This window comes from Pantoea sp. T14 (assembly GCF_036663535.1).
In the GTDB taxonomy this organism is placed as follows: Bacteria; Pseudomonadota; Gammaproteobacteria; order Enterobacterales; family Enterobacteriaceae; genus Pantoea; species Pantoea phytostimulans.
Genome location: NZ_JAWUEB010000027.1, coordinates 846,696 through 865,403 on the forward strand (window position 1 = coordinate 846,696; position 18,708 = coordinate 865,403).

An 18,708-nucleotide genomic window follows, 5' to 3' on the forward strand; every position below is an offset into this window, starting at 1 on the left:
TCACCTCTTTACCCCAAAGAAGCGCTGCATCAGACCCTGTCTGACGCAGCTTGTCCTCGGGCACTTTAGCGCAAATTGCTGATTGATAAATAGCTATTTTCCCGCGCAGGCTTTTCAGCTACTTTTAGGGTAAACCCCTTCAAAGAGAGTGAACATGTCGTCATTACACCCGCGATCGCTGCGAGGCAAACTGGATGTTCCGTTTCAGCTTTATGGCAAATCGGTGTTGGGCGCACCGCTGCTTTGGTTCCCCGCGCCGCAGGCCGATGCAGACAGTGGTTTGATTCTGGCGGGCACGCATGGCGATGAAAACGCGACAATTGCCACGCTCTCTGCTGCCATGCGTAGCTTGCCCGATCATCTCCGTCGTCATCATGTCGTGCTGGCAGTGAATCCAGATGGATGCCAGCTTGGATTACGCGCTAATGCCAATGGTGTCGATCTCAATCGCAACTTTCCGGCGGCTAACTGGCAATCGGCCGATACGGTGTACCGCTGGAATAGCGTGGCTGACGATCGCGATGTCAGGTTATCTACCGGCACGCATCCCGCGTCGGAACCCGAAACGCAGGCGCTGTGCGCATTGATTCATCAGCTCAAACCGGCCTGGATTGTCTCGTGGCATGAACCGCTGGCCTGTATTGACGATCCTCATCAGGTTGCAGTGGGTGAATGGCTGGCACAGCACACCGCGTTGCCCCGCGTGAGCGCCATCGGTTATGACACGCCGGGCTCCTTTGGCAGCTGGTGTAACGACCTGAGTTTGCCCTGCGTAACAGCGGAGATGCCGGTGATTTCCGTGGATGAAGCCACGGAAACCTACCTTGACATGATGATTAAGTTACTGCGCTGGCAGCAATAATCACCCTGCCGTTTTGCACTTTCAGTGCCGGTTCAACATCCACTGCGAGCCAGGTTGGACCGTCTAAATCAGCGAAACGCGCCTTCGACACCAACGGTAACGCTGCACGAATGGCGCGTGAAGTACAGAGCATGCAGCCCAGCATCACCTCGAACCCCATTTTGCTGGCGGCATCGGCCAGGGCTAATGCTTCCGTTAGCCCGCCTGCTTTATCCAGTTTGATGTTAACCATTTCATAGCGACCACGCAGTGAAGGCAGGCTGTCACGCGTGTGGCAGCTTTCGTCAGCGCAAATCGGCAGCGGATGGATAAAGGTCGCCAGCGCGGCATCTTCCCCTGCTGGCAGCGGCTGCTCCAGCATCGCGATATTCAAATCGGCTAATAACTGACAACGCGCCGCCAATCCCTCTGCATGCCATGATTCATTAGCATCAACGATCAAGGTTGCGTCCGGCACCGCGGCACGTATTGTGATTAGCCGTTCAGTGATGAAGCTATTGTCCAGCTTGATTTTTAACAACGTCGCCCCATTTTGCCATAAGGCCAACGCGCTACTGGCCATCGCTTCCGGCGCATCAATACTGACAGTTTGTGCGGTGACGACCGAATCGGGCGCGGTCATGCCGCTGAGTTGCAGCAACGATTGCTGCCGCTGATTTACCGCCAGATCCCACAATGCACAATCAATGGCATTACGCGCTGCGCCAGCGGGAAGCGCCAATTGCAACGCTTCACGTGTCATACCTTGCTGGAGTTGCGGCAGCAGCGTGGCGATCTGTTCCAACACTAACGGCTCGCTTTCACCGTAACGTGCATAAGGTGTCGCTTCACCCACACCTTTGATACCGGCTTCTTCCAGTTCAACCACCACAACTTTAGCTTCGGTACGACTTCCACGTGCAATCACAAACGGCGTGTGTAACGGCCAGGCTTCGGGATAACTTTTTACCGTTCTCATCACCTCTCCTTAATCAGCTCGCTGGCGACTTAGCCCTGAGCGTAGTACAACGAATGCACTCGTAAACCCTTAAAAAATATGTCATAAACAATGACTATATTTCATCTTACGCAAATTTTTCGGCAATTATTCCATCATAAAAAGGAACATCTATGTCCCAGACAGTTCATTTCAAAGATCAGCCCGTGCTGGTTGCAGGTCAGTTCCCACAAGCGGGCGAGCGCGCCAAGCCTTTTACGCTGGTTGCAAAGACGCTGGCAAATGTCTCGCTCTCTGAGTATGCAGGAAAACGCAAAGTTCTGAACATTTTCCCAAGCGTTGATACCGGCGTTTGTGCAACATCGGTACGCAAATTCAATCAGCTCGCCAGCGAATTGAACAATACCGTGGTGCTGTGTATTTCAGCTGACTTACCTTTCGCTCAGTCGCGTTTCTGCGGTGCAGATAACCTGAACAACGTCATCACGTTGTCTACTCTGCGCGGCACTGAGTTCAAACAAGATTATGGTGTCGAAATTGCGGAAGGCGCACTGCAGGGTTTAACGGCTCGCGCAGTGGTGGTGTTGGACGAGAATGACAATGTTATCTACAGCCAACTGGTGAATGAAATCACCAATGAGCCTGATTACGACGCGGCACTGGCTGTACTGAAGTAATAAAAAAAGCGGATAACCTGGTTATCCGCTTTTACGTTTATTCTCAGCCTTTGATTCGTGGCTGCTTATTCAGAACAGGCTACTCACTTTCCGTACGCTTTTGCCCCAAACCATATTCACGCAGCTTATTCGCAATAGCCGTATGCGAAACGCCTAAACGTTTAGCCAGCTTGCGCGTACTCGGATAGGAAATGTAGAGACGCGTCAAAATGGATCGCTCGAAACGACTGGTAATTTGATCCAGCGTCCCTTCCATGGCTTCATCGCCCAACGCCACATCCAGCGCCTGCTCTGGCAGAACAATGTCCTGCGGTCGCAGTTCATATCCTTCAAGCTGAGTCAGCGCGCGATAGAGCGCATTTTTCAGTTGACGCACATTGCCCGGCCAGCTGTAACGCATTAAGAAAGGGGCTAACTGTGGCGACAACCGAGGACGCGGAATGCCTTGCTCATCTGCGAAGCGGGCAATAAACATCTCCGTGAGCGGCAATATGTCCTGAGGACGATCGCGCAGCGGCGGCAGATTCAGCGTTAATACATTCAGTCGATAAAACAGGTCTTCACGAAATTCGCCTCGCTGGACTAACTCAATTAAATTCTTCTGCGTCGCACAGATCACCCGAACGTTAACGTGAACCTCGTGCTCTTCCCCAACGCGGCGGAAAGTGCCGTCATTGAGGAAACGCAGCAGTTTAGTCTGCATACGTGGCGACATCTCACCAATTTCATCCAGCAGCACCGAACCACCATTGGCCTGCTCAAAAAAGCCTTTTTTGCCTTCCAGCGCATTGGGGTACGCCCCCGCTGCATGGCCAAAAAGTTCGCTTTCCGCGACTTCATCCGGCAATGAGGCACAGTTCAGCGCCAGGAACGGCATTTTACCGCGAGCACTGCGCAGATGGCAGGCACGCGCCAGCATATCTTTGCCGGTGCCGGTATCACCCACAATCAGCAGCGGCGCATCGTGCATCGCTAACTTGCGCGCCTGATCGACCACCTGACGCATTTTCGGCGTAACAGCAACGATATGATCGAATTCTGATTCATCGGTAACAATCAGGTTTTGCAGCTGGCGTCCCATGCGCGCTGTGGATTTCAGCATCACCATTGCGCCCACCGGCTGATCGCCTTGACCCTCTTCCGCCGTGAGATAAATAGGACGCGCTTCCATCAGGAAATCACGCCCTTCAATCACCACATGCTGCGCCTGAGCTTCAACCCGATCGCTCTCCAGCCAACGCATAAAGTTAAAGCCGTTGATCAGGTTGCCCGCGCTGAAGTTACGCATTTTCTGTTCGTCGAGATTGAACAGGTTTAGGGCGGCTGGGTTAGCCAGTTCTACTTTGCTTTTGAGATCGATAGAAAACACCGGTTCGGGCATCGCAACCAGCAAAGCGCTCAAGGCGCGATGCTCGCGTTCAGATGGCATGTACGTGACAGTGCGCACATCCGTCACGCCCGGTGTACGGCGGATTTCGGCCATAAGATTACTGAACTGTTCGAATTCCAGCGCTGAGAAATTTAGATAGATACGGCCCAAGGCCGCGATTTCGATGCCGCGCAGATCAATATTACGCGCCACCAACAGGTCAAGCAGTTCGCGCGTCAAACCGATGCGGTCTTGACAGAAGACTTCCAAACGCATTGCGATGGCCTTAAACAGGTTAAGATTCAGCGATAATACGCTAACTTAGCGCGTGACAGAAAGAGATCTGTCAGGAAAAGTTGACAGTTTTTGTGTCTGTGGCGAGGATTTAGGCGAGATGAGTAATATGCGCGCTGCGATAACTCAGCGCGCGTCGAGCAACGCGGCGTTAAGCGTTGCTTTTTTGCAGCGCCTCTTTGAGTTGCCCAACAAGTTCACGGCGGAAATCGCCTAAACGCGGCTTATCTTCTTCCAACCAAGGCAACGGACGGCATAATTCCATCGCCTTGATACCCAATCGCGCTGTTAGCAAACCTGCACCAATGCCTTGCGCAGCACGTGCTGAAAGCTTTGCCGCAATATCCTGCGATACCCAATCCATTCCCACTTCGCGCACCAGTTCAGAAGCGCCAGCAAACGCCATGTTGAGTAAGACTAAGCGGAACAAACGGATCCGGCTAAAATAGCCGAGCTCAATGCCGTAAATAGCGGCGATGCGGTTCACCAGGCGCAAATTACGCCAGGCGATAAAGGCCATATCGACCAACGCCAGCGGACTGACCGCAATCATCAATGTTGATTCAGCGGCATGACGGCTTATTTCACGACGCGCCTGACGATCCAACACCGGTTGCACCAGCTGGGCATACAAGCGCACAATTTCGCTGTCGTTATGAGTTTCGTGTAGCGACGCTTGCCAGCGCTGTAACGCGGGATGCGCCTGATCAAGCTCCGCCTGCTTCGCCAGTTTTTCACAAAACGCCCGGCCTTGACCGATGCCATGGCTATACAGCAATTCACGCCCAACATCACGCTCTTCGGCACGCTGACGTAGCTGATATAAACGCCGCCACTCACTGGCTAACGCACCGACGCCAGCGGCAATGATTAATCCACCCGCTACGCCGCTACCCAGCGAAAACCAGTCGCGTTCCAGCCAGGCATCATGCGTCCATTGCACCCCTTGGGCAACCACGCTTATGCCAAAAAGAGCGATTCCAGCGCCGACCATTTTTCGCCAAATACTGCGTTTTGGTTTGAGTGCCGCCTCAACTGCTCGCTCACCTGCACCCTCTTCTTCGACGTTGACATCATCCTCTTTCACGGCAAGAAAGGCGGCTTGTGCATCTTCTTCAAATGCCTGCGCGGGACGCAACGGCATTTCGCGCGCATCATCCAGCGGGCGAGCAAAATCGATACGAGGTTTTAATGGATCGCTCATCGCAGTTTATCTCCCAATAAAAATTCCAGCGCAGCATCCATGCGAATGTGAGGCAGCGGACGATCAACATCCAGTTGTTGTGGGCGAAATTGCTCAAACTGAAAACCCTGCTGCTGCCAAAAAGCATTGCCCGGCAAGCGCGGTGGCACTTCGCCCGGATACACGGTAAGCGGTTCATTATCATCAAGTCGATGACCGCGCAGCGCCGGGATTTTCTCACCACGGTGATCAACTAAACCGCTCTGCGTAGCCTGCACTGACGCCAGACCGATGCAATCCATTTTAATGCCTTCAAAGGCGGCATTTTGCCAGGCGTCCTGAACCAACTGCTGCAACAGTGAAACCATGTTGCCGTGCTGATCGCTGGTGATGTGATCGGCTTTCGTGGCGGCGAACAGCAGCTTATCAATCACGGGTGAAAAGAGTCGGCGGAACAGCGTCCGCTGCCCGTAATGGAAACTCTGCATCAGCTGGGTCAACGCCAGCCGCATATCGTTAAACGCCTGCGGCCCGCTGTTCAGTGGCTGAAGGCAGTCGACTAACACTATTTGGCGGTCGAAGCGCAAAAAGTAATTTTTATAGAAGCCCTTCACCACGTGTTGGCAATAGTAATGAAAGCGCTGTTGTAGCGTGGCAAAATTACTGCCTTTATCGGCCTGCGCCAGTTTGCTGGCTTGCGCATCGTCGCCGGTTGGCCATGGGAAGAATTGCAGCGCAGGCGCACCCGCCATATCGCCCGGCAAAACAAAGCGGCCCGGCTGAATAAAGTGCAAACCTTCAGATTTGCAGCGATGCAGATAGTCGGTCCAGGCGGCAGCGATATCGGCCAGTCGATTTTCATCAGCAGGCGCGAAAGGATCGAGCTGCTGGCACATTTCGCGCCAGGGTTTTGCCCATTCAGCGCGATCGCCCTGCAGCAAGCCATTCATTTGCCGTGACCAGTCAGTGTAATCCTGCGCCAGCATCGGCAGGTCGAGCAGCCATTCACCCGGATAATCGACTATTTCGAGATAAAGCGTGGCGGTATCTTTGAAGTGACGCATCAGCGAATCGCGGGGGCGATAACGTAGTGCCAACTGCATCTCGCTGACGCCGCGCGTAGGCGTTGGCCAAGACGGCGGCGTGCCATAAAGCTGCGCCAGTCCTTCATCGTAAGTGAAACGTGACGTGCCCATGTCACGCTGCGGGACGCGCTTTACGCCCAGCAGGCGCTCATCCCGCACCACGGAAAACAGCGGCAATCGTGCGCCGCTGTTAACATTAAGAAGTTGATTGACCAACGAAGTGATGAATGCAGTTTTCCCGCTGCGGCTCAACCCGGTTACCGCTAAACGTAGATGGCGATCAACCCCACGATTCATCAACGCTGTTAATTCAGTTTGCAGTCTTTTCATCTTTTTCCTTGATGAAGCGCGATGCCGCCCGGTTCATCACGCGTTTCAGCAGCGGCTCCAGCGCCAGTGAAAGCAGAAGACGTAAAGGACGACGCGCTACGGATTTCACTGCCCAACCAGTAACGCCGGCGGGACCGTAGGTGACAGCATTGATAATGATGAATTTAGCCGCCGACTTCAACGCGGGTGCCGCGCGATGGCGAAAAGCAGATGAACGTAGTGACATCAACACCTCCGAGGAGTCAGCAAAAGGGCCTGAAACAGGCCCGTGAAAGATGAAGATCAAATCTGACGAAAGCGGCTACGCACGCTAAAGGTTTCTGAAGTGACGTAGCGCTCGATATCCCGCACGCTGCGCTCGTCATGCCGCAAGGCGGTTTCTAGCTGATCCAGCAGTTCTCTGGCGCTCGGCTGGCGTTCGTTCGGCGCAGCATCAGCGGGTTTTACGTCTAACACAAAACCCAAAACAAAATAGGCGATAACAGTAAACACGAACAGGCCAAAGAACAGCGATAACACCACAATGACCCGTAACAAACGCACCGGAATGTCGAGGTATTCAGCTAAGCCAGCGCACACGCCCATTAACTTTCCCTCATCGGGTATGCGCCACAACTTACGTCCTTTCATCATGGCTGCCTCCAATGTGGGTGCTCCGCATCAAGAATCGCTTCCAGCGCCTCAATGCGGTCGCGCATGCGCTGCGCATCTTTGGTGACGAGCTGTAAACGCTGAATTTCACTCTGCGACAGCTCCGATCCGCCGTTACGTTTGTTGCTGTAATGCAGCCATAACCAGATCGGCGCAACGAACAACACGAAAATCGTTAACGGTATGGCAAGAAAAAGTGCGCTCATTGACTCTCCTTAATCAGTATTCGCAATTATGTGAATTTATTCGCTGCGGTTCATTTTGGCTTTCAGCGCATTCAGCTGCTGGCTAATTTCGTCATCCGCTTTGAGGTCAGTAAATTCCTGATCTAGCGTTTTAGGCTTACCAAAACCGTAGCTTTCCGCTTCAGATTCCATGTGATCGATGCGGCGCTCAAAAGATTCAAAGCGCGCCATTGCTTCATCGATTTTTCCACTGTCGAGCTGACGACGGACATCACGTGAAGAAGAAGCTGCCTGATGACGCAGCGTCAATGCCTGCTGACGAACCCGCGTTTCGCTGAGTTTTTTCTCCAGCTCGCCGATTTCGCCTTTCATACGCTCCAGCGTTTCTTCAACCAGGCTGATTTCCTGCGTTAAGGTGGCAATCAAATCGGTAAGCTTCTGTTTTTCGATTAACGCAGAACGGGCCAAATCATCTTTATCTTTACGCAGCGCCAGCTCAGCTTTTTCCTGCCATTCAGACTGCTGGATTTCAGCCTGCTCAATACGACGGCTCAGCTGTTTCTTTTCAGCCAATGAGCGCGCTGAAGTTGAGCGAACTTCAACTAACGTGTCTTCCATTTCCTGAATCATCAGGCGTACCAGTTTCTGCGGATCTTCTGCACGCTCCAGCAGCGAGTTGATGTTAGCGTTTACGATATCGGCGAAACGAGAAAAAATACCCATAATGATGTTCCTCTTTAAAAGTCATATGTGCGTCATGCGCTGATTACTTAATTCAAGATGCGTGCCAGTTTTTATCATCCTGATATTGCTGACTTTTAAAAAATCACTACACTTAAACCCTACTTCGTTGTAGTCAATTTGATTAACGGATGGCGAATTTCATCATGTCAGAGCAAAGAGATAATCTGTTGGGCGAATCCAACAACTTTTTGGAGGTGCTTGAGCAAGTGTCTAAGCTGGCACCGCTGGAAAAGCCGGTGTTGGTCATCGGCGAACGCGGGACGGGCAAAGAGTTGATCGCCAGCCGCTTGCACTATCTTTCCGATCGCTGGCAAGGTCCGTTTATTTCTTTGAACTGCGCTGCGCTTAATGAAAATTTGCTCGACTCTGAACTGTTTGGTCATGAAGCGGGCGCCTTTACCGGCGCGCAAAAACGTCATTTTGGCCGCTTTGAGCGCGCTGATGGCGGCACACTTTTTCTGGATGAATTAGGCGCAGCGCCGATGTTAGTGCAGGAAAAGCTGTTGCGCGTCATTGAATATGGGCAACTGGAGCGCGTAGGCGGCAATCAGTCTTTGCAGGTCAATGTGCGGCTGGTATGCGCGACCAACGAAGACTTGCCGGTGATGGCGGCGGAAGGAAAATTTCGCGCCGATCTGCTCGATCGTTTGGCCTTTGATGTGGTGCAGCTACCGCCACTGCGTGAACGGCGCAGCGATATATTGGTCATGGCAGAACATTTCGCTATCCAGATGTGTCGGGAACTGGGCTTACCGCTGTTTCCGGGTTTCACCTATGAAGCGCGCAAAACCTTGTTGGATCATAGCTGGCCGGGAAACGTGCGCGAACTCAAGAATGTGGTTGAACGCTCGGTTTATCGTCATAACAGCAGTGAAGAGATGCTGGAAAAGATCATCATCAATCCGTTTGCGTCACGTGGCGAGCCTAATAAAGTGACTGACATCAAAACGGATTTCGCCGACCTTCCTGCTTTACCGGTTGATTTGCGCCAATGGCAGAATCAGCAGGAACGTGAGTTAGTCGAAGCTGGTTTACTGCAAGCGAAATATAATCAGCGCCGCGCAGCAAGCTTGTTGGGTGTCACTTACCACCAGCTTCGCGCCATGATGAAAAAACACGGTATTCAGGCAAGGGACGATGTGAGTTAACGCGCACCGGTTTTTTCTAAATAGTTTGCGCCGAGGCAAGGCGGCAAGCGAGAGCGTCCCTGGGAGCTTACTCAGGTAAGTGACTAGGGCAAGCGAGTTTCAATCATGTATGAGCGCGCACCGTTTTTTTCTAAATAGTTTGTGCTGAGGCAAGGCGGCAAGCGAGAGCGTCCCTGGGAGCTTACTCAGGTAAGTGACTAGGGCAAACGAGTGCAGCCAACGCCGCATCAGTGCAAAATATGACGAAAAATCAGGTAAGTGACCAGGGCAAACGAGTACAGCCAACGCCGCATCAGTGCAAAATATGACGAAAAAAGAAAAAGGCCCGCACAAGGCGGGCTAAATACTGGAAGCAATGTGAGCAATGTCGTGCTCTTCTTCGGTAGAGCCACCGTCGAAGCGCAGATGAATAATAATCATTCCTATTATCATCTGTAAAGCTCTAATTGAGAATTTTTCTCATTTCCACACTAACACTGTGATTACTTTTTGCGCCGCAGCGAATAATAATCGACCTGCCAGCGCCACAGATTTTGGACAAAGGCTGCTTTGCTATACACTCAGCGTAATGCCTCAAAATCGTTGAGTTCTATGTCCAAACTAATCTTTTCGCTGTTGCTCAGCCTCAGTGTATTGAGTGCGCCTGCGTGGTCTGCACCTGCGGGCGACATTCGCCAGAGCGGCTTTGTTTATTGCGTTAACGGCACGCTGAGCACGTTTAATCCACAAATGGCCAGCAGCGGCTTAGCGGTTGATACGCTGGCTGCCCAGCTCTATGACCGTCTTCTGGACGTCGACCCTTACACGTATCGGCTGAAACCTGATCTGGCCGCAAGCTGGGAAGTGCGCGATAACGGTGCGACCTACCGTTTTCACTTGCGCTCGGGCGTGCATTTCCAGCAGACCAACTGGTTCAAACCCACACGGACGCTTAATGCTGATGATGTGGTGTTCAGTTTTGCTCGCATGTTTGATCGCAAACATCCCTGGCATAACGTTAACGGCGGCAGTTATCCCTATTTCGACAGCCTGCAATTTGCCGATTCAGTGCAAAGCGTGAAAAAAATCGATAACAACACCGTTGAGATGCGGCTCAATAGCCCGGATGCTTCGTTTCTTTGGCATATGGCTACGCACTATGCGCCTGTCTTATCGAAAGAGTATGCCGATCAGCTCAGCGCTGTAGGTCGTCAGGAAGAACTGGATCGCCAGCCAGTTGGCACCGGGCCGTTCCAGCTCAGCGAGTACCGTACAGGTCAATATATTCGTCTGGCACGCAACCCGCAGTACTGGAGAGGCGTGCCGCGTCTGCAACAGGCGGTGATCGATCTCGGTGCTGGCGGCACAGGACGCTTATCTAAGCTGCTGACCGGCGAATGCGACGTACTCGCCTACCCCGCCGCCAGCCAGCTCAGTATTTTACGCGACGATCCACGTCTGCGCATGACGTTGCGTCCCGGTATGAACATTGCCTATTTGGCGTTTAACACGCGTAAAGCGCCGTTAGATCGCCCTGAAGTGCGTCATGCGCTGGCATTGGCGATTAACAATGAACGTCTGATGGAGTCGATTTATTACGGCACAGCCGAAACCGCCGCGTCGATTTTGCCGCGCGCATCCTGGGCTTATGACAACAATGCACGTGTGACGGAATATAACCCCAAAAAATCACGCGCAGCACTGGAAGCGCTGGGTGTTACAGATTTGCATCTGCGTTTAGTGGTGCCTTCGTCATCACAATCCTGGAATCCCAGCCCGTTAAAAACTGCTGAACTGTTACAGGCGGATTTAGCGCAAGTTGGCGTTAGCGTCACTATCGTGCCAGTTGAGGGAAGGTTCCAGGAAGCCCAGCTTATGTCAATGAATAATGACTTAACCCTGGCGGGATGGGCTACCGACAGCAACGATCCTGACAGTTTTTTCCGCCCACTATTAAGCTGTGCCGCCATTCGTTCGCAAACTAATTACGCGCACTGGTGTTTGCCAGCCTTCGATGAAACGTTGCAAGACGCGCTGTTGACGCAACAGTTGGCGGGAAGAATTGATAACTACGATCGTGTTCAGCAGATGCTGGCGCAGGAGCTACCAGTGCTGCCGCTGGCGTCGTCGCTGCGTTTGCAGGCGTATCGCCACGATATTAAAGGATTGGTGTTGAGCCCGTTTGGCAACGCCTCGTTTGCCGGTGTCTATCGTGATGAGCGAGAGGAGCCTTAAGTGATTATCTATATTCTGCGTCGCCTGCTGCTGCTGGTGATCACGCTGTTTCTTCTGTCACTGGTGAGCTTTAGTTTGAGCTATTTTACGCCGAATGCGCCGCTGGAAGGCGCATCGCTGATGGATGCTTGGTGGTTTTGGTTCAAAGGCATGTTGCAACTCGACTTTGGTCTTTCTAGTACCAACGGTCAAGAGATCGGATTACAGCTGCGTGAAGTCTTCCCCGCGACGATGGAGCTGTGCATTCTGGCGTTTATCTTGGCGTTGCTGCTGGGTATTCCGCTGGGTATCTGCGCGGGTGTGATGCGTAACCGCTGGCAGGACAAAATCATCAGTGCGCTGGCGCTGCTCGGCTTTTCCATGCCAGTGTTCTGGCTGGCGCTGCTGTTAACGCTGTTTTTCTCGTTAACGCTGGGCTGGCTGCCGGTTTCGGGCCGTTACGATCTGCTCTATCCGGTGCAAAACGTCAGCGGCTTTGCCCTGATTGATGCCTGGATAAGCCCATCGCCGTGGCGCCATGAGATGTTGATCAGCGTGCTGCATCACATGATTTTGCCCGTTACAGTGCTGGCGATTGTGCCCACCACCGAAGTGATTCGTCTGCTGCGTACCAGCACCAGTGAAGTGATGGATAAAAACTATGTCAAAGCGGCCGCCACCCGCGGTTTATCGCGCTTAACAGTGATTCGTCGCCACGTCCTGCATAACGCTTTGCCGCCGGTGATTCCGCGTCTTGGTCTGCAGTTTTCCACCATGCTCACGCTGGCGATGATCACCGAAATGGTATTCAACTGGCCAGGCTTGGGCCGATGGCTAATCAACGCCATTCGCCAACAAGATTACGCAGCCATCTCCGCAGGTGTCATGGTAATTGGTGGCTTAGTCATTTTGATTAATGTGATCTCTGATGTAGTGGGTGCAGCGATGAATCCGTTAAAACATAAGGAGTGGTATGCCCTCAGATAATATCTACGCTGAGAAGCGACTGCCCAGCGCATTTCGTCAGAGCTGGCACCACTTTTATAGCGATACACCCGCCATGATTGGCTTGTACGGCTTTGGTGCCGTGCTGCTGCTGTGTTTGTTTGGCGGCTTGCTGGCGCCTTACGGCATCGATCAGCAGTTTCTCGGTTATCAACTCTTGCCGCCTTCATGGTCACGTTACGGCGATGTCTCTTTTTTCTTGGGCACTGATGACTTAGGTCGTGATGTATTAAGTCGCTTGCTGAGCGGTGTTGCCCCTACAGTGGGCTCCGCCATTCTCGTTACGCTGTTTGCCGCCTTCTGGGCGCTGGTGCTGGGTGTATTAGCGGGAATGACGCATGGCGTGCGATCGGCCGTGATGAATCATGTGTTGGATACCTTGCTGTCGATTCCTTCGCTGCTGTTGGCGATTATCGTGGTCGCGTTTCTTGGGCCGCGCCTGGAACACGCCATGCTCGCCGTGTGGCTGGCGCTGATGCCACGGCTGGTGCGCGCCATTTACAGCGCGGTACACGATGAACTGGAGAAAGAATATGTGGTGGCAGCGCGGCTTGATGGTGCCACCAGCCGCAATATTTTGCGCTATGCGATCTTGCCGAACGTGTTGCCCATGTTGATCAGTGAGATCACGCGCGCGTTATCTATGGCAATACTGGATATTGCAGCATTGGGATTTCTCGATCTGGGCGCGCAGCTGCCTTCGCCTGAATGGGGCGCCATGCTGGGTGATTCGCTGGAGCTGATTTATGTGGCACCGTGGACGGTGATGTTACCCGGCGCGGCGCTGATGGTCAGCATACTGATTATTAACCTGCTCGGTGATGGCATGCGTCGTGCTGTCGAAGCGGGAGTGGAATAATGCCGTTACTTGATATTCGTAATTTGACGATTGAATTTATGACTGCTGACGGCCCGGTAAAAGCCGTTGATCGCATTAATTTGACGTTGACCGAAGGGGAAATTCGCGGCCTGGTTGGCGAATCGGGCTCGGGCAAAAGTTTGGTTGCCAAAGCCATTTGCGGCGTAACCAAGGACAACTGGCGCGTGACAGCAGACCGCATGGTATTTGACGATATCGATTTGCTGCGCCTGTCGCCGCGCGAACGTCGTCGCATTATTGGTCACAACGTTTCAATGATATTTCAGGAGCCGCAAGCCTGTCTTGATCCATCGGAAAGTGTTGGTCGCCAGTTGATGCAGGCGATTCCGCGCTGGACCTATAAAGGACGTTGGTATCGGCGCTTTTGGTTCTGGCGCAAAACGCGTGCTATTGAATTATTGCATCGCGTCGGCATTAAAGATCACAAAGACATTATGCGCAGCTTCCCCTATGAGCTGACCGATGGCGAATGCCAAAAAGTGATGATTGCGATCGCGCTGGCGAACCAGCCACGCCTGCTGATTGCCGATGAACCCACGAATGCGATGGAGCCGACTACACAGGCGCAAATTTTCCGTCTGCTGAGCCGCCTGAATCAAAATAACAACACCACCATTTTGCTGATCAGTCATGATTTGCGCACCATGAGCCATTGGGCCAATCGTATTAACGTCATGTATTGTGGGCAAACCGTGGAAACGGCGCAAAGTGAAGATTTAATGTCTGTACCGCACCATCCTTACACGCAAGCGTTGATCCGCGCGATGCCTGATTTCGGCCGTTCACTGCCGCATAAAAGTCGTCTGAATACGCTCTCCGGTGCGATCCCATCGTTAGAAAGCTTACCGATTGGCTGCCGTCTGGGACCACGTTGTCCTTACGCGCAACGCAAATGTGTAGAAACACCGCGCCTGACCGGCACTAAATCGCATCTCTATGCCTGCCACTTCCCGTTGAACATGGAGGGCCAATAGCATGGAAACGCTGCTGGAAGTGCGCAACCTCAGCAAAACATTTCGCTATCGCACCGGGTTGTTTCGCCGTCAACACGTTGAGGCGGTAAAATCGGTGAGTTTCACGCTGCGTGAAAAACAGACGCTGGCGATTATCGGTGAAAACGGCTCGGGAAAATCGACCTTAGCGAAGATGCTGAGCGGCATGATCCCGCCGAGCGAAGGCGAAATCCTGATTGACGATCACGCCCTGGAATATGGCGATTATGGCTATCGCAGCCAGCGCATTCGCATGATCTTTCAAGACCCCTCGAATTCGCTTAACCCGCGCCAGCGTGTTAGCCAAATCCTTGATTTCCCCTTGCGGCTTAATACCGAACTTGATGCTGAAGCGCGAGAAAAGCGCATTATTGCCACGTTACGTCAGGTGGGTTTGCTGCGTGACCATGCCGGTTATTACCCACACATGCTGGCACCAGGGCAAAAGCAGCGTCTGGGTCTGGCTCGAGCGTTAATTCTTCAACCCAAAGTAATTGTTGCGGATGAAGCGCTGGCTTCACTGGATATGACAATGCGTTCGCAGCTGGTGAATCTGATGCTGGAACTGCAGGACAAACACGGTATCGCCTATATTTATGTCACCCAGCATCTCGGTATGATGAAACACATCAGCGATCAGGTTCTGGTTATGCATCAAGGTGAAGTGGTTGAGCGTGGTGGCACCGCCGATGTGCTGGCGTCTCCCCTGCATGACCTGACCAAGCGACTTATTGCCAGCCATTTCGGTGAAGCACTGACCGCCGAAGCCTGGCGCCGCGAGCACTGATTTTTGCTGCCTGTCGCGGAAATAACGGGTCGATTTACCCGATCACAAAGAGACGTGCTAGAATCCGCACGTCGATTAACGTCGGTCGCCTACTTTTTAATCAATGCGACCGCCAACAACAATGACCATAAGGATTACAGCTATGGGTTTTCTTTCCGGTAAGCGCATTCTGATTACTGGCGTTGCCAGTAAACTTTCCATCGCCTACGGTATTGCACAGGCGATGCACAAACAGGGCGCAGAACTGGCTTTCACCTACCAAAACGACAAATTGAAAAGTCGTGTGGAAGAGTTTGCTAAAGATTTGGGTTCCGACATCGTTCTGCCGTGCGACGTTGCAGAAGACGAGAGCATCAAATCACTGTTCACTGAACTGGCAAAAACCTGGCCGAAATTTGACGGTTTCGTTCACTCCATTGGTTTTGCCCCAGGCGACCAGTTGGTGGGTGATTATGTGAATGCCGTAACCCGTGAAGGTTTCAGCATTGCTCACGACATCAGCGCGTATAGCTTCGTTGCGATGGCGAAAGAGTGCCGCGAGATGCTGAACCCAAGCTCAGCGCTGCTGACGCTTTCTTACCTGGGTGCTGAGCGCGCTATCCCGAACTACAACGTGATGGGTCTGGCAAAAGCTTCTCTGGAAGCCAACGTGCGCTACATGGCGAACGCGATGGGTCCAGAAGGCGTACGTGTGAATGCCGTTTCTGCGGGTCCAATTCGTACCCTGGCAGCTTCAGGTATCAAAGACTTCCGTAAAATGCTGGCACACTGCGAAGCGGTAACCCCGATTCGTCGTACCGTAACCATCGAAGATGTCGGCAACTCAGCAGCTTTCCTGTGCTCTGACTTGGCTGGCGGCATCACCGGCGAAATCGTTCACGTTGACGGCGGCTTCAGCATTGCTGCCATGAACGAGCTGGAACTGAAGTAAGTTCTGCAATAAATCGTGAAATCAGTTTTAAGGGCGAGTCTGACTCGCCCTTTTCTTTTGCATCATTTATACCCCAAATCATTCGCGCTGCAAAAAGGCAGCAAGCTTATCAGCTCCAGGAGCTTACTTTGGAAAGGCTGGGGCGAAGAAGCCCGGCTAACCTATCTGCGGTTTGAATGATGTCGGGCTAGTCGTCGTTATATTCAATCGCTATTAATTATCACCGAACAATCTTTTGCCCTGGCTTGCCCTTCGGCGACGATAAGTCAGCCCTTCGTCGCCGCGCTGTTTTCAGATTATTGCTCAGCTGCGACGAACCTGAATTTGCAAAAGGATTAACCATGGAACATCGCCGCTACCCTGGCCATAACCACTGGTTTTACGAGAGCCAGACCAGCCCGCGTAACTCACAAGCGGCACCGCTGGTTCCCGAAGCTGCCCACATTGACGATCGCTTCCTGCTCGGTTTGCAGCAAGAGACATCTGCGCTGCAGTCGCTGCTGCTTGATAATCAGCCTGCACTGTTGGCAGCACGCGATCTTAGCCAGCTACTTTTTCCTGACAGCTCAGCGCCGACGTTGACGCACACGCTCACCTTGTATGATCGACTCAGCACCGCGCTGACCGTGGCGCAGGTAACGGGCGTACAGCGTTTGTGCAATCACTATTCAGCTCGCCTGAATCCGTTGCCGGGGCCTGATTCATCACGTGAAAGTAATAATCGGCTAACTCAGATCACACAATATGCACGCCAGTTAGCCATGCAGCCTGAGGTTATTAACGCAGCGTCCATTACCGCGCTGGATGCGGTGGGATTAACCGAGCCTGATATTGTTACGTTGAATCAGCTGATCGGTTTTGTCTGTTATCAGGCGCGAGTGGTAGCGGGAATACATGCGCTGCAGGGCTTGCCGGTACGTTGGTTGCCGGGTATCACGCCACCGCCTGACGCAGATAGCAGAGGCTTTGGCCAACCACCGTCCTGGCTGCCCACACTTAAGCCTCTTGAATTGCGCTACGCCAGTGCCGAGCAGCTGGCGGCCATCACTTTCTGTCAGCCCATTACAGAACTTACCGATGCAGTGTGGGTGTTAGCGCACGATCCGGCGGCGCTGTATGGCTGGGCAACGTTGAATCAGCGACTAGAACCCAATCCATCAACCCGTTTGGCGCAAGCCGCCAGTGCACGTATTCTCGGTAGCCGCTGGGCGTTTCAACACAGTTTCCCAGATGAAGCGTTGATTGCATCAGTGGATGAGGCTGAGCTAAGTGAAGAACAGCAGCAGATCGTTACGCTGGCGGCGCAGCTCACCCGCACGCCAGAACGCTTTAGTGCAGCACAATTGCAGCCATTACTCAGTCGTGAATGGGATCAACCCGCGTTGTTTGATTTAATTCAGGCGGTTGCGCTGAGTAACTGGAACAGTCGGATCTACTTCGCACTGGGCGAGGCGCGTTAAGCCGTAACATATCCACGCGCTTCATCAAAGAAATGCTGAGCCAGCGGCGTTGCGCGCCCCGGCTCCGCAATCACTAATGCCGCCTCTCGCGGCATTTTTGTAACATTAATCGGACGCTGGGCTAAACCGTGCAGCGATTCCGGCAGTAAATGCCCTATCGGCGAGACCAATACACCCAATCCCACTTGCGTACACTGCAACAACTGCATAATCGATGCGCTTTCAACAATCACGCGCGGAGTAAAAGTAGCTTCTCGGAACGCCATATCCATATAGCGACGGAAGTAACGCGTCGGCTCGGCCAGACAGAGCGGCTGTTGCGCCAGGGTTTGCAAAGTGAGCGTTTCATGCTGCAGCAGATCAGGAAAATGTTCGGGATGAAAAACGGCCTCAACACCACGATCAGCGAGCATGGCGGTTTGGAAATGCAGCTCCCGCAGTGTTGCCATTTCAAAAAAACCAATGCCGACATCAACGGTATGGCTGTTTAATGCCTCCAACAGCTGATCGGCGCTGAGCACCGCGATACGGTAATCCAGCTGCGGGTAGCGCGCTTTAACGGCCTTGAGGAGTTGCGGTAGCGCGACGCTGCATTGCGGCACTACGCCCACACGCAAGGTACCGTTAACGCCGTGCTTGAGGGATTCAACTTCCAGCTTCAAGCCTTGATAAACTGAGACAATTTCTCGCGCCCAGGCTAAAACGCGATCGCCTTCAGGCGTAAATCCAGCAAAGTTGTTGCTGCGGTTAATCAACGACAATCCTAGTTCACGCTCAAGATTTTTGAGCCGCATCGATAAGGTCGGTTGAGTAACGAAACTGGCTTCGGCGGCGCGCCCAAAATGACGTTCGCGCTCTAGATTGCAGAGATAAATAAGTTGCTTGATATCGATTTTCTTTACCTATCAATAACTTAGGGTGAGTAAATTTCGTAAATAAAATAATTATGTACTACTGTGTGTACTAAACAAAAATTCACCCCGTCGATAAGCGAC

19 protein-coding genes are annotated in these 18,708 nt (G+C 52.7%); 10 read left to right on the forward strand and 9 right to left on the reverse strand.

The genetic code is table 11. From position 1 onward, the window contains the following. Nucleotides 1-154 precede the first annotated feature (154 nt). Nucleotides 155-862 (forward strand): murein tripeptide amidase MpaA, encoded by a 708-nt coding sequence (gene mpaA, locus SC127_RS22020; RefSeq protein WP_215846745.1) that lies wholly within the window; start codon nt 155-157, stop codon nt 860-862. Here mpaA and ycjG read toward each other — a convergent pair. Then, nucleotides 837-1,820, reverse strand: a complete 984-nt coding sequence (gene ycjG / locus SC127_RS22025; RefSeq protein ID WP_332628150.1) for an L-Ala-D/L-Glu epimerase — start codon at nt 1,818-1,820, stop codon at nt 837-839. The genes mpaA and ycjG overlap by 26 nt on opposite strands. 152 nt (nt 1,821-1,972) lie before the next feature. On the opposite strand from ycjG, the gene tpx reads away from it, so the two are divergent. Then, on the forward strand, nt 1,973-2,476 hold the full coding sequence (gene tpx, locus SC127_RS22030; RefSeq protein ID WP_215846743.1) for a thiol peroxidase: 504 nt from the start codon (nt 1,973-1,975) through the stop codon (nt 2,474-2,476). 79 nt (nt 2,477-2,555) lie between these two features. Here tpx and tyrR read toward each other — a convergent pair whose 3' ends face one another. From tyrR to pspA, 7 genes are all read right to left on the reverse strand, one after another. Beyond that, on the reverse strand, nt 2,556-4,121 hold the full coding sequence (gene tyrR / locus SC127_RS22035) for a transcriptional regulator TyrR (RefSeq protein ID WP_243077868.1): 1,566 nt from the start codon (nt 4,119-4,121) through the stop codon (nt 2,556-2,558). A 169-nt stretch (nt 4,122-4,290) separates the two neighbouring features. Continuing rightward, nucleotides 4,291-5,343 carry a YcjF family protein gene (locus SC127_RS22040; protein WP_243077867.1) on the reverse strand — a complete coding sequence of 351 codons (1,053 nt, stop codon included), beginning with the start codon at nt 5,341-5,343 and terminating at the stop codon, nt 4,291-4,293. Then, nucleotides 5,340-6,737 carry a YcjX family protein gene (locus tag SC127_RS22045; RefSeq protein WP_332628153.1) on the reverse strand — a complete coding sequence of 466 codons (1,398 nt, stop codon included), beginning with the start codon at nt 6,735-6,737 and terminating at the stop codon, nt 5,340-5,342. The genes SC127_RS22040 and SC127_RS22045 overlap by 4 nt, the downstream gene beginning before the upstream one ends. Beyond that, nucleotides 6,718-6,963, reverse strand: coding sequence for a phage shock protein PspD (gene pspD / locus SC127_RS22050; RefSeq protein ID WP_215846741.1), 246 nt, complete (start codon nt 6,961-6,963; stop codon nt 6,718-6,720). The genes SC127_RS22045 and pspD overlap by 20 nt, the downstream gene beginning before the upstream one ends. Before the next feature lie 56 nt (nt 6,964-7,019). Then, nucleotides 7,020-7,370 (reverse strand): envelope stress response membrane protein PspC, encoded by a 351-nt coding sequence (gene pspC / locus SC127_RS22055; protein WP_332628156.1) that lies wholly within the window; start codon nt 7,368-7,370, stop codon nt 7,020-7,022. After that, entirely contained in the window at nt 7,367-7,594 is a 228-nt protein-coding gene (pspB, locus tag SC127_RS22060) for an envelope stress response membrane protein PspB (RefSeq protein WP_215846739.1), read from the reverse strand. Before pspB ends, pspC begins: the two co-directional genes overlap by 4 nt. A gap of 36 nt (nt 7,595-7,630) precedes the next feature. Next, entirely contained in the window at nt 7,631-8,296 is a 666-nt protein-coding gene (gene pspA, locus SC127_RS22065) for a phage shock protein PspA (RefSeq protein WP_215846738.1), read from the reverse strand. Nucleotides 8,297-8,460: 164 nt separating this feature from the next. On the opposite strand from pspA, the gene pspF reads away from it, so the two are divergent. From pspF to SC127_RS22105, 8 genes are all read left to right on the forward strand, one after another. After that, nucleotides 8,461-9,465 (forward strand): phage shock protein operon transcriptional activator, encoded by a 1,005-nt coding sequence (pspF, locus tag SC127_RS22070; protein WP_243077865.1) that lies wholly within the window; start codon nt 8,461-8,463, stop codon nt 9,463-9,465. Nucleotides 9,466-10,056: 591 nt separating this feature from the next. Then, the gene (gene sapA / locus SC127_RS22075) at nt 10,057-11,679 is read left to right on the forward strand and encodes an ABC transporter substrate-binding protein SapA (RefSeq protein ID WP_332628158.1); all 1,623 of its coding nucleotides are present in this window, start codon (nt 10,057-10,059) and stop codon (nt 11,677-11,679) included. Further along, complete coding sequence (sapB, locus tag SC127_RS22080; RefSeq protein WP_215846736.1) at nt 11,680-12,645, forward strand: putrescine export ABC transporter permease SapB; 966 nt, start codon at nt 11,680-11,682, stop codon at nt 12,643-12,645. Then, nucleotides 12,632-13,522 (forward strand): putrescine export ABC transporter permease SapC, encoded by an 891-nt coding sequence (gene sapC / locus SC127_RS22085; RefSeq protein WP_243077863.1) that lies wholly within the window; start codon nt 12,632-12,634, stop codon nt 13,520-13,522. Before sapB ends, sapC begins: the two co-directional genes overlap by 14 nt. Beyond that, the gene (gene sapD, locus SC127_RS22090; protein ID WP_215846735.1) at nt 13,522-14,517 is read left to right on the forward strand and encodes a putrescine export ABC transporter ATP-binding protein SapD; all 996 of its coding nucleotides are present in this window, start codon (nt 13,522-13,524) and stop codon (nt 14,515-14,517) included. Before sapC ends, sapD begins: the two co-directional genes overlap by 1 nt. Nucleotide 14,518: 1 nt before the next feature. Further along, nucleotides 14,519-15,322 (forward strand): putrescine export ABC transporter ATP-binding protein SapF, encoded by an 804-nt coding sequence (sapF, locus tag SC127_RS22095; RefSeq protein WP_243077862.1) that lies wholly within the window; start codon nt 14,519-14,521, stop codon nt 15,320-15,322. Between the two features lie 142 nt (nt 15,323-15,464). Continuing rightward, entirely contained in the window at nt 15,465-16,253 is a 789-nt protein-coding gene (gene fabI, locus SC127_RS22100; protein WP_215846734.1) for an enoyl-ACP reductase FabI, read from the forward strand. A 341-nt stretch (nt 16,254-16,594) separates the two neighbouring features. Beyond that, nucleotides 16,595-17,713, forward strand: coding sequence for a CMD domain-containing protein (locus SC127_RS22105; protein ID WP_332628161.1), 1,119 nt, complete (start codon nt 16,595-16,597; stop codon nt 17,711-17,713). Here the strand turns inward: SC127_RS22105 and SC127_RS22110 are convergent. After that, a complete protein-coding gene (locus tag SC127_RS22110) occupies nt 17,710-18,606 on the reverse strand; it encodes a LysR family transcriptional regulator (RefSeq protein WP_332628271.1) in 897 nt (298 codons plus the stop codon). The two genes, SC127_RS22105 and SC127_RS22110, sit on opposite strands and share 4 nt — an antisense overlap. Between the last annotated feature and the right edge of the window lie 102 nt (nt 18,607-18,708).

Coding starts and splice junctions, on each gene's coding strand:
- mpaA (WP_215846745.1), top strand. CDS start 155: ATGTCGTCATTACACCCGCGATCGCTGCGAGGCAAACTGGATGTTCCG.
- ycjG (WP_332628150.1), bottom strand. CDS start 1,820: ATGAGAACGGTAAAAAGTTATCCCGAAGCCTGGCCGTTACACACGCCG.
- tpx (WP_215846743.1), top strand. CDS start 1,973: ATGTCCCAGACAGTTCATTTCAAAGATCAGCCCGTGCTGGTTGCAGGT.
- tyrR (WP_243077868.1), bottom strand. CDS start 4,121: ATGCGTTTGGAAGTCTTCTGTCAAGACCGCATCGGTTTGACGCGCGAA.
- SC127_RS22040 (WP_243077867.1), bottom strand. CDS start 5,343: ATGAGCGATCCATTAAAACCTCGTATCGATTTTGCTCGCCCGCTGGAT.
- SC127_RS22045 (WP_332628153.1), bottom strand. CDS start 6,737: ATGAAAAGACTGCAAACTGAATTAACAGCGTTGATGAATCGTGGGGTT.
- pspD (WP_215846741.1), bottom strand. CDS start 6,963: ATGTCACTACGTTCATCTGCTTTTCGCCATCGCGCGGCACCCGCGTTG.
- pspC (WP_332628156.1), bottom strand. CDS start 7,370: ATGATGAAAGGACGTAAGTTGTGGCGCATACCCGATGAGGGAAAGTTA.
- pspB (WP_215846739.1), bottom strand. CDS start 7,594: ATGAGCGCACTTTTTCTTGCCATACCGTTAACGATTTTCGTGTTGTTC.
- pspA (WP_215846738.1), bottom strand. CDS start 8,296: ATGGGTATTTTTTCTCGTTTCGCCGATATCGTAAACGCTAACATCAAC.
- pspF (WP_243077865.1), top strand. CDS start 8,461: ATGTCAGAGCAAAGAGATAATCTGTTGGGCGAATCCAACAACTTTTTG.
- sapA (WP_332628158.1), top strand. CDS start 10,057: ATGTCCAAACTAATCTTTTCGCTGTTGCTCAGCCTCAGTGTATTGAGT.
- sapC (WP_243077863.1), top strand. CDS start 12,632: ATGCCCTCAGATAATATCTACGCTGAGAAGCGACTGCCCAGCGCATTT.
- sapD (WP_215846735.1), top strand. CDS start 13,522: ATGCCGTTACTTGATATTCGTAATTTGACGATTGAATTTATGACTGCT.
- sapF (WP_243077862.1), top strand. CDS start 14,519: ATGGAAACGCTGCTGGAAGTGCGCAACCTCAGCAAAACATTTCGCTAT.
- fabI (WP_215846734.1), top strand. CDS start 15,465: ATGGGTTTTCTTTCCGGTAAGCGCATTCTGATTACTGGCGTTGCCAGT.
- SC127_RS22105 (WP_332628161.1), top strand. CDS start 16,595: ATGGAACATCGCCGCTACCCTGGCCATAACCACTGGTTTTACGAGAGC.